We start from the raw sequence: 19,065 nt of genomic DNA, 5'->3' as shown, positions 1-19,065 counted from the left end.
ATGCCAAGTTCCATTACCTTATATGAAACATATGCCAAAACGATTGTCTTCCAAAAAAATAAGTCGAAGTATCATGTAAAGGCCCATCATCCAGACTTAACCATTTGCGGAATTGGAAGAAGCGCTACAGCCTTTAAACTAAAAGAAGAACCTCTTGTAATAAAGGTATTTTATCCGCCATACGAAACCATCGCAGAACAGGAACAACACAATTATAGGAAGGTAAAAGAGAGCTCTTATTATCCAACACTTTATGAGAGTGGTTCAAATTATCTTGTCATTGACTATATTGATGGACGAACATTTTTTCAATGTCTAGAAGAAGGCATTCCCATTCTCCCTGATTATGTACATCAAGTCGATCAAGCTCTTTCTTATGCGAAGAGGCAAGGGCTGAATCCGTCCGATATTCATCTCCACAATTTACTTGTGACAAAAGAGAATCGTGTTCATATTATCGATATTGCCCGCTTTTCCCAAACAAAACCTTGCTATCAGTGGAATGATTTAAAGGCAGGCTATTACAAACACTATCATAGAGCGTACTTTCCAAGTAAAGTGCCTCGATGGATGATGAATCTAGTGGCATCTATTTATCGAGCTACACAACAATAAAAAGGAGCTCTCTAATGCTCCTTTTTTTATATAGGGAATTACTCGGTTTTCGGAGCCACTAGCTCTACCTTTATTCGATCTGGATCTTCAAAGTACACAGCGTAATGGTCACGCCCTCCTGAAAATGGATGTTTCGTTTCATAGAGTATAGGCACTTGCCTAGCTCTTAAACGACTAGTCATGTCATCTACATGTGCTTTTGATGCTGCATGAAAGGCTAGATGATTTAAACCGACCTGTTTTCGATGATAGGGAGTATGGCGGTATTTCTCTTCAACCTGAACAAAAACGATGTATGCCTCTCCTAGCTTCCAACTCTTCCCTTGTTCCCACTCTTGAAAAGCTTCATACCCTAATTCTTCTAACAACCAGCCCCAAAAAGTCACACTCTTAGGCAGGTCTGTAACGTATAGCTCTATATGATGGAGTAATCCAGTCTTCACTTTTTATCCCCCGCTACTTGGGGCATTGCACTCAAGTGCTCGTGAATCAGCTTCCACTCCCCCTTTTCCAAAACAAATGCATTTGTTGCTCGTCCTTTTCCTGATACAAATGTCCCATCTTGATAGCCTTGATAGGTATACGTATAGGTGCATAACGCAGCTTGTTCCGTTGTCATCAACCACTTCACCTCTGTTGCTCCATACACTTCTTCTTTAATCTGTTCCCACGCTGACTCAAAAAACGTTTGTATGTCTTTTCGAGTAACGCAACTTCGATTCGTAAACCAAAAAACAGCTTCAGAATGTAACACTTTTTCTACTTCACTAAAACAATGTGTGTTTGTTGCCTTTATGTAACGTTCTAATGCTTGCTCATAATGCATGTGGCACTCATCCTTTTTATGTATACATTATCACAGAACATACATTCCGTATAGACAAAAAAACCAAGAGGGCTCTTTCCCATCTTGGTCTACTACAGTACGACATATTCTATGCTGCATCCCTATCAGAATTACCCTGTTCTTTTCCATTCATAATAAGTGCAATGGCACCATCACCTGTCACATTTGTCGCTGTCCCAAAACTATCCTGTGCAAGATACAAAGCAATCATTAAGGCAATAGCAGCTTCATTAAATCCTAACATAGAAGAAAGAATACCAACGGCCGCCATTACAGCTCCACCTGGTACACCAGGTGCGGCAATCATAATAATACCTAGCATAAGAATAACTGGAATCATTCCAACAAAACCAGGGAACTCAAGACCTGGCATCATGTACATTACAGCTGTAGCAGCTGTTAGTATCGTGATCGTACTCCCTGATAAATGAATATTGGCGCATAACGGTACTACAAAATCAGCAATTGAGTCTTTAATTCGATTTTTCTTCACTGCGTTAACAGTTACAGGAATAGTCGCTGCACTACTCATTGTCCCAAGCGCTGTAACGTAAGCGGGAACCATGTTTTTCATTAATCGAAATGGATTTTCTTTATTTACAATTCCAGCAACTGTGTATTGAATAACTAACCAAATCAAATGCATACTGACAGCAAGAGCAAGTACAACTCCAAACACTCCAAGTGTTTCAAAGACTGCTCCTTCGTACGCCATCTCTGCTAAAACACCCGCAATATAAAATGGCAGTAACGGAATAATGGCTTTTCGAATAATCATTTCAATCATGCTTTGACCTTCATCAATGACGCGTTTAAAAGAAGTAGCTTCAGTAGCTGCGATACCTACTCCAAAAACAAACGCCAGAACTAAAGCCGTTAACACTCCAGCGATCGGCTCAATTTCAAATTCAATAAATCCACTTAATCCTTCTGGCGCTACCGCTTCTGATCCTGAAAGCCCAATTAGGGGAAAGACAAACATCGCTACAGAAACTGCAAAGGTTCCAGCTAAAACTGTTGATAAATAAGCAATGCCAATTGTAGACCCAAGTAATTTCCCTCCCCCTTTACCAAGGTTCGCAATCCCAGCAGCAATAAAAAAGATAATAATAAGCGGGACCATAAAGAAAATAAAGCTGCCAATAATATCACTGATCGTCACCATAAGTCGAGCAGTCCATTCATTTGCAACAAGTCCAATGATAATTCCTACAGCAATCCCTATTAACAAACGCAAAATTAACTTCATTCTCTCTCTCCCTCAACCATTCTGTATTTATACAAAGGATGTTTGTCATTATAGCACGGACATAACGGTAAAGCTATTGTCTTTTTTTGTTAATCTGTTGTTCTTCTTTCTTTTTTTGAACGATGAAAATCTCTTGCCATAGTTCATCCTCATTGAGTGCTTCCAGTGTGGTGCTTAAAGCTTCGTCGAAAGGACAGCGCGACTCGTTATCCACCTTTACTGATCTCTCTTTCTAGCTGAGTATAGTGACCAAGCCGTTCCTTCAAACACTGTTTTAAGCGTGAAGGTGTCCCACCAGTATAGGCCATTCTTCCTTTATGCCAATAGAGCCAATTCAAGTAGCTTCTTGTCACTTCAACGGGTTCCTCACTGACTTGAACCCCCTCTGTTTTTAAATAGCGTTTTATTTCATACAAATCTTTACTAATGACATTCATTATGCGTCGAAGCCAGCTATAGTATGAAGATCGTTGAACGAGGTTCTCATTTTCCTCTAAACGGCATAGTTGTTTATGAAGGATTTCCTTCACCATTTTTGTGAATAAAAAAGTTCTTACAGTTAGCACAATTGGATCTTCTGTTTCCTTAGCAATCTCTATATCGAATAGATCTTTTTCACATGGTTGTTTTTTCATGACGATTCCTCCAGTTGTTAGTAGTATATACGAACGTATATTCTCTATACTAGAGGATAATGTTTCCATTTTCGTAGAGTGATGAAAGAACATTACATAAACAACGGATCTTTATTGGAAATCATGTAAAGTCAGAGAGGTTCTTGTATATTGCCCCTAAGATTGATACAATGACAGCACTTTATTCATGATTAGACAGAAGTATAACAACCCTATCTATAGTTAAAGGAGCGATTCTTATGGACAAAAAGAATATTCACTTTACTGAGATACCGAAATACGAAGTCGACTCAAAACGTAAAGATATACGAACATTATCAAAACAACAGTTGTACATCCAGTCGAAACTGATAGAAACAAAGCGAGTGATTTCTTGCGATGACAGAACGTTACGCATAAGTGAATCACACTAATGTTTACATAAAAAAAACCACTCCTCTTTAAAAGAATCGTGGTCATCGTTTCATATAGCTTCTATTTGCTATTTCCATAAACCTCTGTGAAAATCCAATTTTTAAATAAATAAAATTGATTCTCATCCATCTCTCCTGGGTAAGCCATAACATTTAACGGTATAGGCTGACGGCCATCCGCTAACGCCGGTTGAATGTACCCATAGGCACTGAAATGAAACCCATTCCTCTCATAAAAAGCCACCCGCCGCTGCTTTAATTCATCATCTGGCGGCTCTACTTCAATAAAGACTCGCTTCTGAACCATTTTCAGTAATTCCTGTAGCAACGTTCCTCCTAAGCCACCATTTCGATAGCGCTCTCTAACTGCAAAATGCTCTAAGAAAACAAACTCATCTGTTTCCCAGATTGCAAAAAAAGCAGCAATGGTTTGCTCCTGTTCAAAGACATATACGCGATAGTTTTCCTGATCTACTAGCGCTAACTGTGCTTCATAAGGTCTAAACTCATCCACAGGAAAGCTTTCCAAAAACAGCTGATACAATTCGTCAAATTGCTCCTTATTAAGTACTCTTAACATGATGTCCATGTACCTCAACCAACACAAGTATTTCGCACGCGTGAGCGAACGATTCCCTTTTATAGTATAAAAAAAAGCGCCCTGTCGCAAATCACCATGCTCAATCACCCGAAGAGTGCTGATGAGAGCCACTCTTCTCAGGCTTGAGACAAAAGGAACAAGGTCCCTCTTCTTCTATTATAAGTGATTAAGCGTTTTTTGTAATGATATTTAAGCAAATTTAAAAAACACTTAATATCACTTAAATACAATATTCACAGAAATACTTTCTGTTTTGTGGATAAATCTAGTGTTTTCCACATATTCATGTGGATGTATACGGTTAAATGTGGATAACATTGTTGTTTGCGGAATGTTTTATCCACAATCTTTAAGTAATTTTATGTGGTTTCATTTAAAACCATTAGCCTACTCTTGTTCCATTTGCAACCGCGACTTCCGGTTGAATAAGCACTACATCTTCCTTATTCGGAACGGCTCCGAGCACAAGGATTTCTGATGTAAAACCTGCGATGTTCATGGATGGAAAATTCACCACCGCCAATACCTGCTTTCCTATTAGATCCGCTGTTTCATATCGCTTCGTTAGTTGTGCAGAGGATGCTTTTACACCTACATCCCCTAAGTCTACTTTCAATTTAATAGCGGGTTTTCTTGCTTCTGCAAAAAACTCTGCATGAACAATGGTGCCTACACGAATATCTAGTTCTTTAAATGTATCAATTGTCGCCATTATGATCCTCCTTCAACTAAATACATGTCATTTTACCACAACAACAGAGATGACAATGGTGTATCAACCGTTAAACAACGATGACAATAATGACAAAAATCCCGTATGTACACCAAAAAACCTTTCATCTTTGTAACAAGTATGGTGATATACACTTACGTTATTTCCATAAATTTCATCATTTAGAAAAGTTGTTTAAAACTTTAAGAAGTATGTATGTTTATCTACCTTTTATCGATTCATCGTGAAACGATTTATTAATAACTTTCCCAATATAAAAAGACTTATATGACGGCTTATTTAGTTCATTCTTCTTAATTATCCTTTCCTCCTTATTCAATAAATACCTTTTTATCGATTCATGTTTCCCAATAAAAAGGAGGTTCATTGCGTGCTATCGTAATGGACAACCCATTTTGAATAGGAGGCGTTACCGAATGAAGAAAAGAACACACGTATTAATTGCAGGAACAGCAGTCGCAACCATTGCTTTAATAGGAACACCATCCATTTCAGAAGCAGCAGAGGAAAAAAAATCTTATTTAATTGGCTTTGATGAACCTCAGGAAGTGGAGCAATTTACAACAAATTTAGCAGAAGAGATTCGCACACAAGCAGATGATGCGATTGATGTAACGTACGAATTTAAGGAGATTCCTGTTCTTGCAGTAGAAATGACAGAAGAAGAGATGGCTGAACTCAAAAATGAAGAGAGTATTTCCTATATTGAAGAGGATCAAGAAGTGACAACGATGGCACAAAGCATTCCATGGGGAATCGAAAGAATTGGCACGCCAGCTGCACAAGCCTCAGGATTTACAGGCAGTGGTGTAAGTGTAGCAGTCCTTGATACAGGAATTGATCCACACTCTGACTTAAATATACAAGGTGGCGTTAGTTTTGTACCAGGCGAAAGTGGGTCAGATGATGGAAATGGACACGGTACTCATGTAGCAGGTACGATTGCAGCGTTAGATAATGATCAAGGGGTATTGGGTGTTGCGCCAGACGTTGATCTTTTTGCAGTAAAAGTCTTAAGTGCTTCTGGATCAGGATCGATTAGTTCGATTGCGCAAGGGTTAGAGTGGACAGCAGAAAACAATATTGATGTAGCCAATCTAAGTTTAGGAAGCCCCTCTCCTAGTCAGACATTAGAGCAAGCGGTTAATGATGCCACAGATAGCGGTGTGCTTGTAGTAGCAGCAGCAGGGAATTCTGGGACAAGTTCATTAGGATATCCAGCTCGTTATGATCATGCAATGGCTGTTGGCGCTACCGACGAGTCGGATAGTCTCGCTAGCTTCTCACAGTATGGAGAGGGACTCGATTTAGTCGCACCTGGCGTTGGTGTAGAAAGTACGTACCCAGGTGGAGGTTATGACAGCTTAAGCGGCACATCTATGGCTGCTCCACATGTTGCAGGTGCCGCAGCACTCGTTAAACAAAAAAATCCAAGCTGGACAAACGAACAAATACGAGGCCATTTAAACGATACAGCCAATGATCTTGGCGATTCGTTCCGCTTTGGTAGTGGCTTACTGAATGTTGAAAATGCCGTTCAATAGAAGGACGTATGCGCGTAGGGAATAGTATCTATTCCTGCGCGTTTTTTGTTTAAAAGAAGCATACATGGAAAAACTAAGAGCACCCTATTGTAGAGGTGAATTATGTATAACCATTTTGCTCTTTATCATTCCATTGAGGAGTTAGAGACGGTATTTGAACGACCCTTCCCTTCCATTAGTCAATCATGCCACGTTTCCCCTTCCCAAAAAATCTTGACAATCTCAGACAATAAAGAACAACAGGCATCCTACATGCGTTGGGGGCTCATCCCTTATTGGGCAAGGCACGAAGGAGTCGGGGACAAAATGGCTTATGCTCGGGCTGAAACAATTGAATTAAAAAGGAGTTTTAAATTCTTACTCCCAGAAAATCGTTGCATTATCCCTGCTAGTTGCTTTTATAAGTGGCGACAAACAAAAAATGGCACAAAGCAACCTTACAAAGTTGAACTTCATCACAAGGAAGTCATGGCTTTTGCAGGCCTATGGGATACGTGGAAAAACCTAGAATCAAACCAAACCATTTACTCTTGCACGATTATTACGACTCTTATTAAAGGTTTACCATTCCATCGCGCGCCAGTGTTATTAAAAGAAGGAAACCGCCAAGCATGGCTTGATTCTAGTATTACTAACCAACCTCAGCTAATGAGCTTACTACTACCAGCAGAACGAAACTCCTTTACTTTACAAAACATAAATCATCAAAACAGCAAGGAGAGCGGACTTCTTTCAACGATTTAAAACAGCATTTTTTCGCTTATTGTTTGTTCTCCTAATCCCTTTCCATCTAAGCTAATCGGGAACAAAAACGTTTCCTTACATGCTTACTTTAAAAAACGTTTGACTCATTGCATGTTTTTTCGATCATTTTCCTTGTTTACTTCTCTGATTGTCGGGGAATCTTAGCATTAAAAGCTACATTATAGGAGTGAAAGAACATGAGTGAAAAAATATTTATCAGCCCTAGTAAGTATGTTCAAGGTCGTCATACTCTAGATAAAGCAGGAGAATATATTTCTCAACTTGGAAAGAAAGCAATGATCATTGCAGACAAAAACGTATGGGAAATTGCAGGTAATCGCGTTTTAGGGAGCCTTAAAGAACATGATTTAGCTGTAACAGAAGTGACGTTCGAGGGTGAAGCTTCTGCGAAAGAAATTGAACGTATTAGCAAGGAAGCAAGTCGTAATAACATCGATATTATTGTAGGAGTCGGTGGCGGAAAAACCCTCGATACAGCAAAAGGTGTTCGTGATTCTTTAGAAGGTGCTGCCTGTGCAGTCATTCCGACAACGGCATCCACTGACGCACCAACCAGTGCTCTTTCTGTTATTTATTCAGATGAAGGTGTTTTCGAACGTTATCGTTTTTATAACAAAAACCCAGACCTTGTGTTGCTCGACACGGCGATCATTGCAGCAGCACCGCCTCATTTCCTTGCTGCCGGCATTGCAGATGCCTTAGCTACTTGGGTAGAAGCAAGAGCGAGCTTAGAAGCAAGAGGTACGACAATGGCAGGCGGACAAGCAACGATTGCCGGTAAAGCGATTGCTGAGAAGTGTGAGCAAACCTTGTTTGAATATGGTTTACTCGCTTACGAGTCAAACAAACGCCAAGTGGTTTCGTATGCCCTTGAGCAAATTGTGGAAGCTAATACGTTGCTAAGTGGACTTGGCTTTGAAAGTGCTGGACTAGCCCTTGCCCACGCTGTTCACAATGGCTTTACCGTATTAGATGGCGACATTCATAAAAAGAGTCATGGTGAAAAAGTTGCTTTTGGCATATTAACGCAGCTCGCTTATGAAGCTCGTGATAAAGAAGAAGTAAATCGCTATATCTCTCTTCTTCAACAACTAGAATTGCCTACGACATTTAAAGACCTTCACATTGAAGACATTGATCGCGAGCAGTTAAAGAAAGTAGCTGAAACCGCACTTCAAGAAGGAGAAAGCAGCCATAATATGCCAAGTGTCCCTAGCGTTGATGATGTTGTTGATGCTATGATCGCTGCCGATCAGTATTCCATTGCCTATCGTGAACATCGTTCATAAAACGACGCGCTACGTCAGTTGTCTCATGCTAGACTTCTGATTGTAGCGCTTTTTTTGTAAAAAAATACCCCTCTAACCTTTCGTTAAAGGGGTATCCATTCATTTTATTGACGTATTAACTCGAGCTCTACCGGGATAAACTCGTCAATTGCTTCCTCATTTAATACAGAGTACGCCGCTTGTACAGCTTCTTCACCAATTCGGATTGGCTGTTGAGCAATGGTACCTGCAAGTCCACCCGTTTCCACAGAGGCAACTGCATCATCGGTTGCATCAAATCCAACAACAACAATATCATCTCGTCCAGCTGCTGAAATCGCTTCTAATGCACCTAAAGCCATTTCATCATTATGAGCAAATACACCGACAATATCCGGGTTACTTTGAAGAATATTTTCCATTACCGTTAACCCCTCTGCACGATCAAAGTTTGCAGGTTGGCTTGTGACCACATCAAGTGATTCTTCGGCAATGTTGTGGAACCCTTCTCCTCGTTCACGAGCAGCAGAAGCACCTGGAATTCCTTCTAGTTCAGCTACTTGTGCTCCTTCTCCTACAAGCTCAAGTAAATAGTCACCAGCCATCTCCCCACCAGCTATGTTATCAGAAGCAATGTGGGTCACAACATCTCCACCTTCAGCAGCTCGGTCAACTGTAATGACTGGAATACCAGCATTGTTGGCTGATTGAACAGCAGCTGCTACCGCAGAAGAATCCGTTGGGTTAATAAGAATTAAATCAACACCACGCTGAATGAGGTCTTCTACATCATTCACTTGTTTTGAACTATCATCTTGTGCATCTACTGTTTCAATTTGAATACCTAACTCTTCCGCCTTCTCAATAGCACCATCTTCTAATGTAACAAAGAACGGATTGTTTAAAGTTGAAATCGACAAGCCAACAGTGAATTCTCCATTCTCCTCTCCTTCTCCAGTGCCATTGCTGTTATTCGCATCGTCTGATCCTGGTGAATCTATTGAACATGCTCCAAGAAATGCTGCTAAACCCATTGTTGCGATTGTTAGACTTACTTTTTTCATCCTAATCTCTCCCTTAGTTTAATTAAGCTGTTTTTCTGCGGTCTAGTAAGACTGCGAGTAAAATGACACTTCCTTTTACAACTTGTTGGAAAAACGAACTAACACCAAGTAAATTCAGTCCATTATTTAATACGCCAATAATGAGCGCACCAATCAGTGTACCAACAATCCAACCCCTTCCTCCTGTCAAGCTCGTACCACCTAACACAACAGCGGCAATGGCATCAAGCTCATACATCGTACCTGCTGTAGGCTGTGCAGAATTTAAACGAGATGTTAATATCACCCCTGCAACCGCTGCCAAAAAACCGGTTAATGAGTACACATAAATTTTTATGCGATCAACTTTTATTCCTGACAAAATGGAAGCCTCTTCATTTCCACCTACTGCATAAACTCTGCGACCGAACGTTGTTTTCTTCAGAATAAGATACAGAATAACAAAACTAATGAGCATGGTAATAGCAGGCATTGGAATACCAAAAAAGTACCCACCACCAATCATTTGGAATAAGGTTGAATCTCCTAAACCAGAAACTGGACGACCATCTGTAAACATAAGTGTGGCGCCGCGATAAATAGTCATTGTAGCAAGTGTTGCAATAAAAGGAGCTACCTTTCCTTTTGCAATAATAATGCCGTTAATAGCACCGAGAATGGCACCTACTAGTAACCCTACCAGGATGGCTAAAACTGGATCGACACCTGAAGCGAGCAAGGTCGCCGTTACCGCTCCGGAAAATGCAAGGATTGCACCTACAGATAAATCAATTCCTCCTGTTAAAATTACAAAGGTCATACCAAATGCAATCAAAGCATTTATAGACACTTGGCGTAACACGTTTAAGAGATTTGCAGTAGATAAAAAGCTTGGATTTAAGATACTAATAACAAGAATAATTAAAAACAAACCAATAAACGGCCCTAATGTTGCCGCAAGCGCTTTTGCTTTTTTATTGTCGAACATGTTTTTCTCCTCCAGTGGCTTCATGCATAATGGCTTCTTCTGATAATTGGTCTCGGTGTAAAATGGTTAACATCTTTCCTTCAAACATGACGCCAACACGGCTACTTAACCCAATCACTTCTGGCAATTCAGAAGACACCATAATGATTGCGACACCTTGTTTTGCTAATTCATTCATAATGGTGTAAATTTCTTTTTTAGCCCCAACATCAACACCTCGAGTTGGCTCGTCTAAAATAAGTACTTTTGGTTTAATCCCAAGCCACTTCGCGATTACCACTTTCTGCTGATTGCCTCCGCTTAGTGATTTCGCCTGCTGATGTGGTCCTGACGTACGTACACCAAGCTTCGTTACCAACGTCTCGTAAAGTTGTTGTTCCTTCGTACGTTGCATCATTCCCGATGTTGAAACCGCATTCAAATTTGTCAGGCTAATGTTATCACGTATAGAGAAATCAACGATTAACCCTTTTGACTTTCGGTCTTCAGACACAAAGCCAATCCCTTTCTCAATCGCATCAATTGGCTTTTTAAATGAAACAGGTCTACCATCTAATTCCATTGAACCGCTGTCAATTCCCCGATAGCCAAAAAGACTTTCAACGACCTCTGAACGACCAGCCCCCATTAATCCTGCTATACCAAAAATCTCTCCGGCTCGTACTTCAAATGTAACGTTCTCAAATTCACCTTCACGAGAGATTCCCTTTACTGCTAGCTTCACTTCTTCAGGCTGTAAATCATAGTCTGGAAAACGTCCACCGAGCTCTCGTCCCACCATTAAACGAACAATCTCATCGAAATCGGTTTCTTTGATCACTTTTGTTGCAACATAGTTTCCATCTCTTAAAACCGTAATACGCTGACAAAGGGCAAAAATCTCTTCCATTCGATGCGAAATATAAACAAACGTTACACCTTTTTTCTGTAAGCCTCGAACGACCTCAAACAACGTATCAATTTCTCGGTCTGTTAACGCTGCTGTTGGTTCATCCATAATAATGACATCCGCTTCCGTCATGAGCGCTTTTGCAATCTCGATAATTTGTTGTTTACCGACTGACAAATTGCCTGCTCGTTCCGTTGCCTTTACACGTAACCCTAAATCAGCCAATTGTTGCTCCGCTAGCCGATTCATCTCCTTCGTTTTAAGCCAGCCTGTTTTCCAAACCGTTTGTTCATTCCCTAAAAATAAATTTTCCGCCACTGTTAATTCAGGTAAGATATTTAATTCTTGGTGAATAACCGTAATCCCATCTTCTTCAGCATCCTTAGGGTGAGTATAAGAAACGTTTTTTCCTTTTACCATGATATCTCCGCTATCCCTCGGATAAATGCCTGTTAGAATTTTCATCAGCGTTGATTTTCCAGCACCATTTTCACCCATTAAGGCATGAATCTCACCTTTTTCGAGTGTGAAAGAAACACCGTTTAACACTTGATTCCCATTAAATGCCTTGCTGATTTGATTCATTTCAACAATCAAAGGCTCGTCCCCCTTAGAATAAAACGCCTGCGCGCAAGATAACGTTAGCAAATGGCGTTACTTCACCCGTCCGTATGACAGCTTTCGCTTTTGCTGTTTCTACTTTCAAATCTTGATGTGGTAAGAAATAAGTAGGAATACCTTTGCTTTCAATGGCTGAATAGATATGATTTTGGTCTTTTACTTCCTCAGCTGCTATCATAGCCTCAACCTCCATATCTTCAAGTACTTCCTCTAGCACGTCCGTGAAAGAAGGAAATCCTTTTCGTAACGATAAATCAATGCACTCTACTCCAGAAGGAATTGGCAGACCACAATCAGCAATGACAATGTGATCCGTGTGACCAAGGGTCGCAAGAATACGAGCTATATCTCGATTTAAAATACCTGTCTTTTTCATTCTAAAGCCCTCCAGCGTTAGTTAAGAATGTCTTTACTTGTTCATTTGATGGCATACCTGTTTGAGCTCCAAAAGCTTGAACAGACAAAGCAGCTGCAGCATTTGCAAACGTGATCGCCTCTTCTAGAGATTCCTTACGAGCGAGGGCAACGGCTAATGCCCCATTAAATGTATCGCCAGCTCCTGTCGTATCCACTACAGATGCTGTGTGACCTGGTACTCGCTTTCGTTCATCCCCCTCAAACCACTGCACACCATTTGCGCCTTGTGTGACAATGAGTTTTTGTTTCAACTCCTCATGAACAGTCGTAAAGAGTTCATTGTATTCACTCTCATTCGGTGTTAAATAAGAAGCTCGTTTATAGGTTTCTATCGGAAGTGTCTGGGCAGGTGCTGGATTCAAAATAACAGGTACCCCTTCCTCACTACATATTTTAACGGTGTAATCTACCGATTGAAGCGGGATTTCTAATTGAATGACGACCACATCGCTTTGAACAATGAGCTTCCGAAATGATTCAATATAAGCGGAGTCAACGTGCTGATTCGCTCCTGGTGTAACAATGATTCGATTATCCCCTTCAGAAAGTAAGATGGTTGCTACACCTGAACTTTCATCTGTAACCGGTTCCACACTGTCTATACGAACTCCTTCTTTTTCCAGGCCATTTAACAAAAGCTGACCAAACGGATCGTCCCCTACTCGACCAATCATCGCTACATCTGCACCTAAACGTGCCGCCGCGACAGCCTGATTGGCTCCTTTTCCGCCGAATGCGGTTTGAAAGGTTTCTCCTAAAATTGTTTCCCCTTGATTCGGCACTTTAGACGTAGTTGTGACCATGTCCATATTAATACTTCCAATGACGGTTACTTTTGGCTTACGCATATGGTTTTCCTCACTTTGTCGTTCCACGTATGTGCATAATTGGTGGAAACACATACTGAAATGTTTTTATTGGCCTGTTTTCGATTTGATCAATTAATAAAGAAATGGCTTTTTCACCTATCTGATAAATTGGCTGCTTCACTGTCGTTAAAGAAGGACTCAGCATTTCGCCGAAGGAAATACCATCAAACCCAATGATTTGCAAATCGTCTGGCACAACACGCTTCATTGTATATGCCGCTTTCATTGCCCCTGCTGCAGCTACATCACTCGCTGCAAAAATACCATCAAGATCTGGATGTTGCTCTAGTAATTCTCGAACCATTTCTTCTGCTCTATAACTGTTAAAGCCTGTTTCAAGAACGGTGTGTCGCTTTCCAAACTGCTCAACAGTCTCTTTAAACCCTTGATACCGTTCATCCGCTGTCACTAAACCAGTCTGACCCCGAAGATGCGCAATATGCCTACAACCTTTTTGAATTAAATATTCCGTTGCAAGTTTTGCGCCTTGTTTGTTTTCCACAGTTACAGTTGGAACATGCTCACTTATGAAACGGTCTAACGCCACAATTGGTACATTTAACGCTTTGTAATGCTCATAGCCTCCAACACCAGTGGCAACGATAATTCCATCTACATATTTCCGTTCTAATGTATTTAAGTAATGTTTTTCTTTTTTTAGTTGGCTATCCGTATTGCATAATACGACAGTGTAACCAGCTTTTAAGGCTACATCTTCAATCCCACGTGCAATCTCAGGAAAAAAGGGATTCGCGATATCAGGGATTAATAAACCAATCATTCTTGATTTCTTATCGTAAAGGGAGCGGGCAACTGCACTTGGTCGATAGTTAAGATCCTTTATCGCTTTCTGTACTGCTGTTTCAGCTTCTTTACTCACATAACCTTTATTGTTTAGTACACGTGATACTGTAGCTACAGAAACTCTCGCATATTTTGCTACATCTTTAATTGTTGTCATGTTTTACCCCTTAATGTGTAACCGGTTACAGATAGTATATGCCTACTCAAATTGATTTGTCAATTTCTTAATTATGTAATTGTTATATCTTTTTATAAAAAAAGAGCGCTTCCTTCTTCTCAAAGAAAAACGCCCTTTTTATAGCCATTCTATTATCCTTTGTTTCACTCCAAGTGGAAGTGGCTGCATGAGTGCACGTCGAAGCCTGTCCACTTGCTCTATTCCTTTAGCACGAAAATGAGCCTCTATCATCGACACCTTCTGTGCACGATTCGGCATTAACAGATAAAAAACGTACCAGTCTTCAAGTAACATATAAGGGATGTGTCCTTTATCAAAGGCGACTGCTGACGAGTCAAACGCAAAGCGATACACTCCGTCTTCATGTTCAATTGCAAAACCACCCATTATATCAAGTGAGACACCTGCTATGTTGAAGCATTTGTAGACCTCTGTTTGGAATGGTTTTTTATAATCGGCTTGTTCTTCATCGCCTAATTGAATCAACACATCTTGAGCACGTTTTACATCTACCAAATCAATAAAAAAATCAAGATCATTTACTTCTTTCGCGATAGCGTGATGAAATAGAAGTGTCGAGCCACCAATTCCAAATGACACTTCTTTTGACTGAAATGCGTTCACCAGTTTGACAAGCACCTCGCTTTGATGCTGATTCATCTAGTGTATCACCTCTTTTTCGACAAATTTACTGCACGCCTTACTTCCCTTATCTCTTCATTAATTGTAGGAATGAACATACAAGAAGGTTGGCATCTTTCTTTTTTTAGACGTTCAAGAAAAGCCAACTCTCGTTCGACCATTTCTATCTCATCTTTATCCAACATACTTCCCACACCTTTCCCTTATGTCATCGGAGCTCGTTTTTATTATTCGCTGATCGTTTGACTTTATATTGCTGTGTAAAAGCAAGCACGAGGACCATAATGGCACTCGGTAAAAGAACGATTAAAAAACGAGCGCCGGTCATACCAAGTCCCGTTTCATTTGCTTGTGCTTCCTCACCTAAAATAAACAATACGAATAGCAGAAAGGCTACAACCAGCTTACTTATACCGATCCAAACAATTTTTGTTGGCTGACGTCGAAAAAGAATCACGAGTATCCAACCAAGAACAGCTATTCCAATAGGAAGCAGCAAACTCATATTCATAAACAAATCCACTTTTAACACCCTCCCCTTTTTTGCTACCCAAGATTCCGTAGATTGAATCCTCTAATTTACTTGTTTTATTACCTACTGTATTAGGTTAATCGTAACGAATCTATGGAGGGAGGAGGTTTCCGAATCTAATAGAGCCGGATGGACTTCTCCTTTACATATTTATGCCATTTTACGCATAGCGATCCCAACTACTAGGTTGTAAACAGCGTGTACAAGAATGGGGACGATAAGCGCACCTGTAATAATAAACAAATATGCAAGTAACAAGCCTACGAAGAAAATGATCCCATGAAGAATGGGCATGCCTTTGTATTGAGGGACATGGACGAGCATGAACAAAAACGCATTGACGATGAGTAGAATCCAAATTGGTAGAATGTCCAGAAAGAGTCCAATGAGCACACCACGAAACAGAAATTCCTCCACAAGAGGCGCACCGATTACAACTGGTACAAATCCAACAGGCTTTGAAAGGATCGTACGCAATAAATCCGCTAACTCATTTTCTGGTAATGTTGTCTTCGTCCATTTCAACAAGTAAAGCGTTAAAAATCCAACCAAAAAACCAATTGTGACACCAGCCATTATTTGAAGTGGTAGAGAATACTTTTCGCTTATAAAAAGGGATTGGAGAAAGGGTAGCATTTCTCCAAAGCGAAAAATAAGAACGATACCAAGTCCAATTAGAATTAACAAGAAAAACCCTTGCCAAATTGCCCATTGGAGCTGTTTTTCTTCATAGGTCAACAAACTCTCTCCTTTTTAACTCGTACTATTTTCGCTATCGTATCGTATGTTCATCAGAAAAAACGCTTCGTAAGAAATTGTTTCTGAGCAACTTGTCCTGTTAATCATTACTGCTAATGAAGGTGTACCCGTTTCCTCGTAGAATCATGCTTTTATACAGATGGAGCGTTATACAATTCATCGATGATTGCAGTTGTTACCTCATCTGTTGAATGAGCGCCGCCAAGATCCGCGGTGACGATGCCTTTCCTTGTGACTCGTTCAATTGCATCCAATAAAAACGACCCTAGCTCCTCTTCACCAAAATGGTCCAGCATCATTTTCGCAGTCCATATTTGACCAATTGGATTAGCTAATCCTTTCCCAACAATGTCTGGCGCAGAGCCATGAACTGGTTCAAACATTGATGGGTACTTTCCATTTACATTGATATTTGCAGCTGGTGCAATGCCAATGCTCCCCATTATAGCAGCGCCGATATCTGTTAGGATATCTCCGAAAAGGTTCGAAGCAACAATGACATCGAAGCTAGCTGGCTTTGTCACAAAGAAGGCGGCTAATGCGTCAATATGCTGAGATTCGGTTTTTATAGCAGGATAGCCTTCACTTACTTCTTTAAATACTTGATCCCAGAACGGCATAGAGTGAACAATTCCGTTTGATTTCGTAGCACTTGTCACAAAACATTTTCGTTTTGCTGCCACTTCAAACGCATAACGCATCACTCGTTCGGTGCCTCTTCTTGTAAATACAGCATTTTGAATGGCCACTTCATCTTCCTTGCTATGAATACGGCCCCCGACCGTGCTATATTCACCTTCACTGTTTTCACGAATCACAACTAGGTCAAAGTCCTTTGGGTTCTGTAATGGCGACTGAATGCCATCAAGTCGTTTTGCCGGTCTCATATTAATGACTTGTTCAAACTCACGACGAATTTGAATAAGAAGCCCCCACAGAGAAATGTGATCTGGCACAAGATTTGGATCACCAACTGCCCCTAAAAAAATGGCATCAAACGATTTCAATTGCTCCAATCCATTTTCAGGCATCATAACACCGTGCTCTATGTAATACTGGCAACTCCATGGGAATGAATGAAATTGGAATGCTAGTCCTCCATGCACATCAGCAACCGCTTTCAAAACACGTTGAGCTTGAGGAACGACCTCTATTCCAATACCATCTCCAGGAATACTTGCAACTTCAAACTGTTTCATTTCGATTTCCTCCCTTATGTTCTAGTGTACCTTTTGACATAAATGTATCACTTTTGTCATGGAACGAATACCTCCTCCTGTGTAAACCGCTATTACAGAGTACTCATAAAGCCTTCTGCAAAATAATCTTACCATCACCTGTTTGACTCTCTTCAACAGCCGTAACATTAAACCCAAAGCGAATATTTAGTAGCAACATCTTTCGCCAGCGATTCATCGTTTTTGTTTCAACTATTTTGTATCCTGCTTCCTTCGCTTTAGCATGTTGATTTCTCATTAATTGTAAGGCTACGCCTTTTCCTTGAGAGGTTGACCGCACGCCACCTAACCAACTGTAAAACGTAGTCGGACTTTGCTCATAACCTATTTTAAAGCCTATTAACGTCCCGTTCTCATAAGCAAGTTGTATATCTACATTTGGTTTATCGGCCATACGTTCATTCAACTGACGGTCCTCGTTGAACACATCTCGATAGAGACCACAGATATCCTTTACGATTCGTTTACTTGGTATACCCTTCAACGACAAATAGTCCATGACTAGCTCCTTTTTCTTCTATAGTTTCATATTGGATACTTTCTTACATAAATGTGCGTACTTACATCTTTATGATCTTCTTTATATACTAACAAGAGGAATGAATAGAAAACAGCAAAATCGCTTAACCTTAAATGGAAAAGGAAAGGAGAGATTGATTGTGACAGATTTTTATAAAGCACTCGAAAATCGCCGCTCGTATCATGTCGTAGGAAAAGAAGAAATCGTCTCAAAAGACCGAGTGGAGGAAATTGTTAAACATGCAGTAACATATGTACCCTCTGCATTTAATTCCCAATCCGCACGTGTACTTGTCCTTTTTGATAAAGAACACGATGCTTTTTGGGAGAAGACGACAGACATTCTTAAAGACGTTGTAGGTGATGGGGACTTCTCATCTACACAAGCAAGAATGGATGGATTCAAAGGCGGTTATGGAACGATCTTATTCTTTGAAGATCAACGTGTTGTTGAACAACTACAAGAATCATTTGCACTTTATGCAGACAACTTCCCGGTTTGGTCAGAACAGTCTTCAGGTATGCTTCAATATGCGATTTGGACTGGACTTGAGATTGAAGGCCTAGGTGCGTCCTTACAACACTATAACCCACTTGTTGATGAAATGGTTGCTTCAACGTGGTCTATTCCAAAAGAATGGAAATTACGTGCACAGATGCCATTTGGCAAACCTGCACATACACCAGGTGAAAAAGACGTTGGTTCCATCGACGCTAGAGTAAAAATAGTAAAATAGGCACTTCATAAAGATTGGATGCAGACAAACGTGTTGCATCCTTTTTCGTTTTGTTTGAGTTGATTTCGAAAAATGGCTTCACCCGTTGCTAAGTCGCCACAACCGCCTCCAATCCTCATCCTCTAAAACCTGACACAAAAATAAACCTTCAAATGAAAT

The 19,065-nt window shown here is 40.4% G+C and carries 23 protein-coding genes; 6 read left to right on the top strand and 17 right to left on the bottom strand.

All coding sequences use genetic code 11. The annotated features are described in order from the left end of the window. Window positions 1-615 carry a protein kinase family protein gene (locus E2L03_RS08145; RefSeq protein WP_166740226.1) on the top strand — a complete coding sequence of 205 codons (615 nt, stop codon included), beginning with the start codon at window positions 1-3 and terminating at the stop codon, window positions 613-615. Between the two features lie 38 nt (window positions 616-653). Here E2L03_RS08145 and E2L03_RS08140 read toward each other — a convergent pair whose 3' ends face one another. The 4 genes from E2L03_RS08140 to E2L03_RS08125 form a co-directional block, all read right to left on the bottom strand. Then, entirely contained in the window at window positions 654-1,058 is a 405-nt protein-coding gene (locus E2L03_RS08140) for a VOC family protein (protein WP_038476598.1), read from the bottom strand. After that, window positions 1,055-1,441: a YybH family protein gene (locus tag E2L03_RS08135; RefSeq protein WP_095149512.1), complete on the bottom strand. Its 387-nt coding sequence runs from the start codon at window positions 1,439-1,441 to the stop codon at window positions 1,055-1,057. The genes E2L03_RS08140 and E2L03_RS08135 overlap by 4 nt, the downstream gene beginning before the upstream one ends. 109 nt (window positions 1,442-1,550) lie before the next feature. Then, window positions 1,551-2,711, bottom strand: a complete 1,161-nt coding sequence (locus E2L03_RS08130) for a dicarboxylate/amino acid:cation symporter (RefSeq protein ID WP_038476592.1) — start codon at window positions 2,709-2,711, stop codon at window positions 1,551-1,553. 206 nt (window positions 2,712-2,917) lie between these two features. Next, the gene (locus E2L03_RS08125) at window positions 2,918-3,346 is read right to left on the bottom strand and encodes a YhjD family protein (RefSeq protein ID WP_038476589.1); all 429 of its coding nucleotides are present in this window, start codon (window positions 3,344-3,346) and stop codon (window positions 2,918-2,920) included. 239 nt (window positions 3,347-3,585) lie between these two features. Between E2L03_RS08125 and E2L03_RS20315 the strand changes: the two genes are divergently transcribed. Beyond that, a complete protein-coding gene (locus tag E2L03_RS20315; RefSeq protein WP_158318481.1) occupies window positions 3,586-3,759 on the top strand; it encodes a hypothetical protein in 174 nt (57 codons plus the stop codon). A gap of 61 nt (window positions 3,760-3,820) precedes the next feature. On the opposite strand, the gene E2L03_RS08120 is transcribed toward E2L03_RS20315, so the two are convergent. After that, a complete protein-coding gene (locus E2L03_RS08120; protein WP_134258897.1) occupies window positions 3,821-4,348 on the bottom strand; it encodes a GNAT family N-acetyltransferase in 528 nt (175 codons plus the stop codon). A 394-nt stretch (window positions 4,349-4,742) separates the two neighbouring features. Further along, complete coding sequence (locus E2L03_RS08115; RefSeq protein WP_134258896.1) at window positions 4,743-5,072, bottom strand: tRNA-binding protein; 330 nt, start codon at window positions 5,070-5,072, stop codon at window positions 4,743-4,745. A 437-nt stretch (window positions 5,073-5,509) separates the two neighbouring features. On the opposite strand from E2L03_RS08115, the gene E2L03_RS08110 reads away from it, so the two are divergent. The 3 genes from E2L03_RS08110 to E2L03_RS08100 all read left to right on the top strand — a co-directional run bounded on the left by E2L03_RS08110 (window position 5,510) and on the right by E2L03_RS08100 (window position 8,691). Next, complete coding sequence (locus E2L03_RS08110) at window positions 5,510-6,637, top strand: S8 family peptidase (protein ID WP_038476582.1); 1,128 nt, start codon at window positions 5,510-5,512, stop codon at window positions 6,635-6,637. Between the two features lie 102 nt (window positions 6,638-6,739). Beyond that, window positions 6,740-7,381 carry an SOS response-associated peptidase gene (locus E2L03_RS08105; protein WP_134258895.1) on the top strand — a complete coding sequence of 214 codons (642 nt, stop codon included), beginning with the start codon at window positions 6,740-6,742 and terminating at the stop codon, window positions 7,379-7,381. Between the two features lie 197 nt (window positions 7,382-7,578). Further along, window positions 7,579-8,691 carry a glycerol dehydrogenase gene (locus E2L03_RS08100; protein WP_055737173.1) on the top strand — a complete coding sequence of 371 codons (1,113 nt, stop codon included), beginning with the start codon at window positions 7,579-7,581 and terminating at the stop codon, window positions 8,689-8,691. Window positions 8,692-8,795: 104 nt separating this feature from the next. Here the strand turns inward: E2L03_RS08100 and rbsB are convergent, their stop codons facing one another. From rbsB to E2L03_RS08045, 11 genes are all read right to left on the bottom strand, one after another. Beyond that, window positions 8,796-9,734 (bottom strand): ribose ABC transporter substrate-binding protein RbsB, encoded by a 939-nt coding sequence (gene rbsB, locus E2L03_RS08095; RefSeq protein WP_134258894.1) that lies wholly within the window; start codon window positions 9,732-9,734, stop codon window positions 8,796-8,798. A gap of 22 nt (window positions 9,735-9,756) precedes the next feature. After that, entirely contained in the window at window positions 9,757-10,725 is a 969-nt protein-coding gene (locus E2L03_RS08090; RefSeq protein ID WP_371836659.1) for an ABC transporter permease subunit, read from the bottom strand. Then, complete coding sequence (locus E2L03_RS08085) at window positions 10,688-12,187, bottom strand: sugar ABC transporter ATP-binding protein (RefSeq protein ID WP_134258893.1); 1,500 nt, start codon at window positions 12,185-12,187, stop codon at window positions 10,688-10,690. Before E2L03_RS08085 ends, E2L03_RS08090 begins: the two co-directional genes overlap by 38 nt. A 13-nt stretch (window positions 12,188-12,200) precedes the next feature. Further along, window positions 12,201-12,587, bottom strand: coding sequence for a D-ribose pyranase (gene rbsD / locus E2L03_RS08080; protein ID WP_124741261.1), 387 nt, complete (start codon window positions 12,585-12,587; stop codon window positions 12,201-12,203). Window position 12,588: 1 nt separating this feature from the next. Beyond that, window positions 12,589-13,476, bottom strand: a complete 888-nt coding sequence (gene rbsK / locus E2L03_RS08075; RefSeq protein ID WP_124741260.1) for a ribokinase — start codon at window positions 13,474-13,476, stop codon at window positions 12,589-12,591. A gap of 10 nt (window positions 13,477-13,486) precedes the next feature. Further along, window positions 13,487-14,458: a LacI family DNA-binding transcriptional regulator gene (locus E2L03_RS08070; RefSeq protein ID WP_038476561.1), complete on the bottom strand. Its 972-nt coding sequence runs from the start codon at window positions 14,456-14,458 to the stop codon at window positions 13,487-13,489. A 138-nt stretch (window positions 14,459-14,596) separates the two neighbouring features. Further along, complete coding sequence (locus E2L03_RS08065) at window positions 14,597-15,139, bottom strand: hypothetical protein (RefSeq protein ID WP_124741259.1); 543 nt, start codon at window positions 15,137-15,139, stop codon at window positions 14,597-14,599. Between the two features lie 190 nt (window positions 15,140-15,329). Beyond that, on the bottom strand, window positions 15,330-15,632 hold the full coding sequence (locus E2L03_RS08060) for a hypothetical protein (RefSeq protein ID WP_166740225.1): 303 nt from the start codon (window positions 15,630-15,632) through the stop codon (window positions 15,330-15,332). A 171-nt stretch (window positions 15,633-15,803) separates the two neighbouring features. Then, complete coding sequence (locus E2L03_RS08055; protein WP_124741257.1) at window positions 15,804-16,391, bottom strand: CPBP family intramembrane glutamic endopeptidase; 588 nt, start codon at window positions 16,389-16,391, stop codon at window positions 15,804-15,806. Window positions 16,392-16,543: 152 nt separating this feature from the next. Continuing rightward, window positions 16,544-17,611: a tartrate dehydrogenase gene (locus E2L03_RS08050; RefSeq protein WP_124741256.1), complete on the bottom strand. Its 1,068-nt coding sequence runs from the start codon at window positions 17,609-17,611 to the stop codon at window positions 16,544-16,546. A gap of 103 nt (window positions 17,612-17,714) precedes the next feature. Further along, window positions 17,715-18,149 carry a GNAT family N-acetyltransferase gene (locus E2L03_RS08045; RefSeq protein ID WP_124741255.1) on the bottom strand — a complete coding sequence of 145 codons (435 nt, stop codon included), beginning with the start codon at window positions 18,147-18,149 and terminating at the stop codon, window positions 17,715-17,717. A 100-nt stretch (window positions 18,150-18,249) separates the two neighbouring features. Here E2L03_RS08045 and E2L03_RS08040 point away from each other — a divergent pair, with 100 nt between their 5' ends. Then, window positions 18,250-18,906, top strand: a complete 657-nt coding sequence (locus E2L03_RS08040; protein ID WP_078440257.1) for a nitroreductase family protein — start codon at window positions 18,250-18,252, stop codon at window positions 18,904-18,906. Window positions 18,907-19,065 lie beyond the last annotated feature (159 nt).

The sequence above is a fragment of the Shouchella oshimensis genome, assembly GCF_004375095.1.
Lineage (GTDB): Bacteria > Bacillota > Bacilli > Bacillales > Bacillaceae_D > Shouchella > Shouchella oshimensis.
The sequence above is the reverse complement of the archived record's forward strand: the minus strand, read 5'-3'. Positions and strand labels throughout refer to the sequence as shown.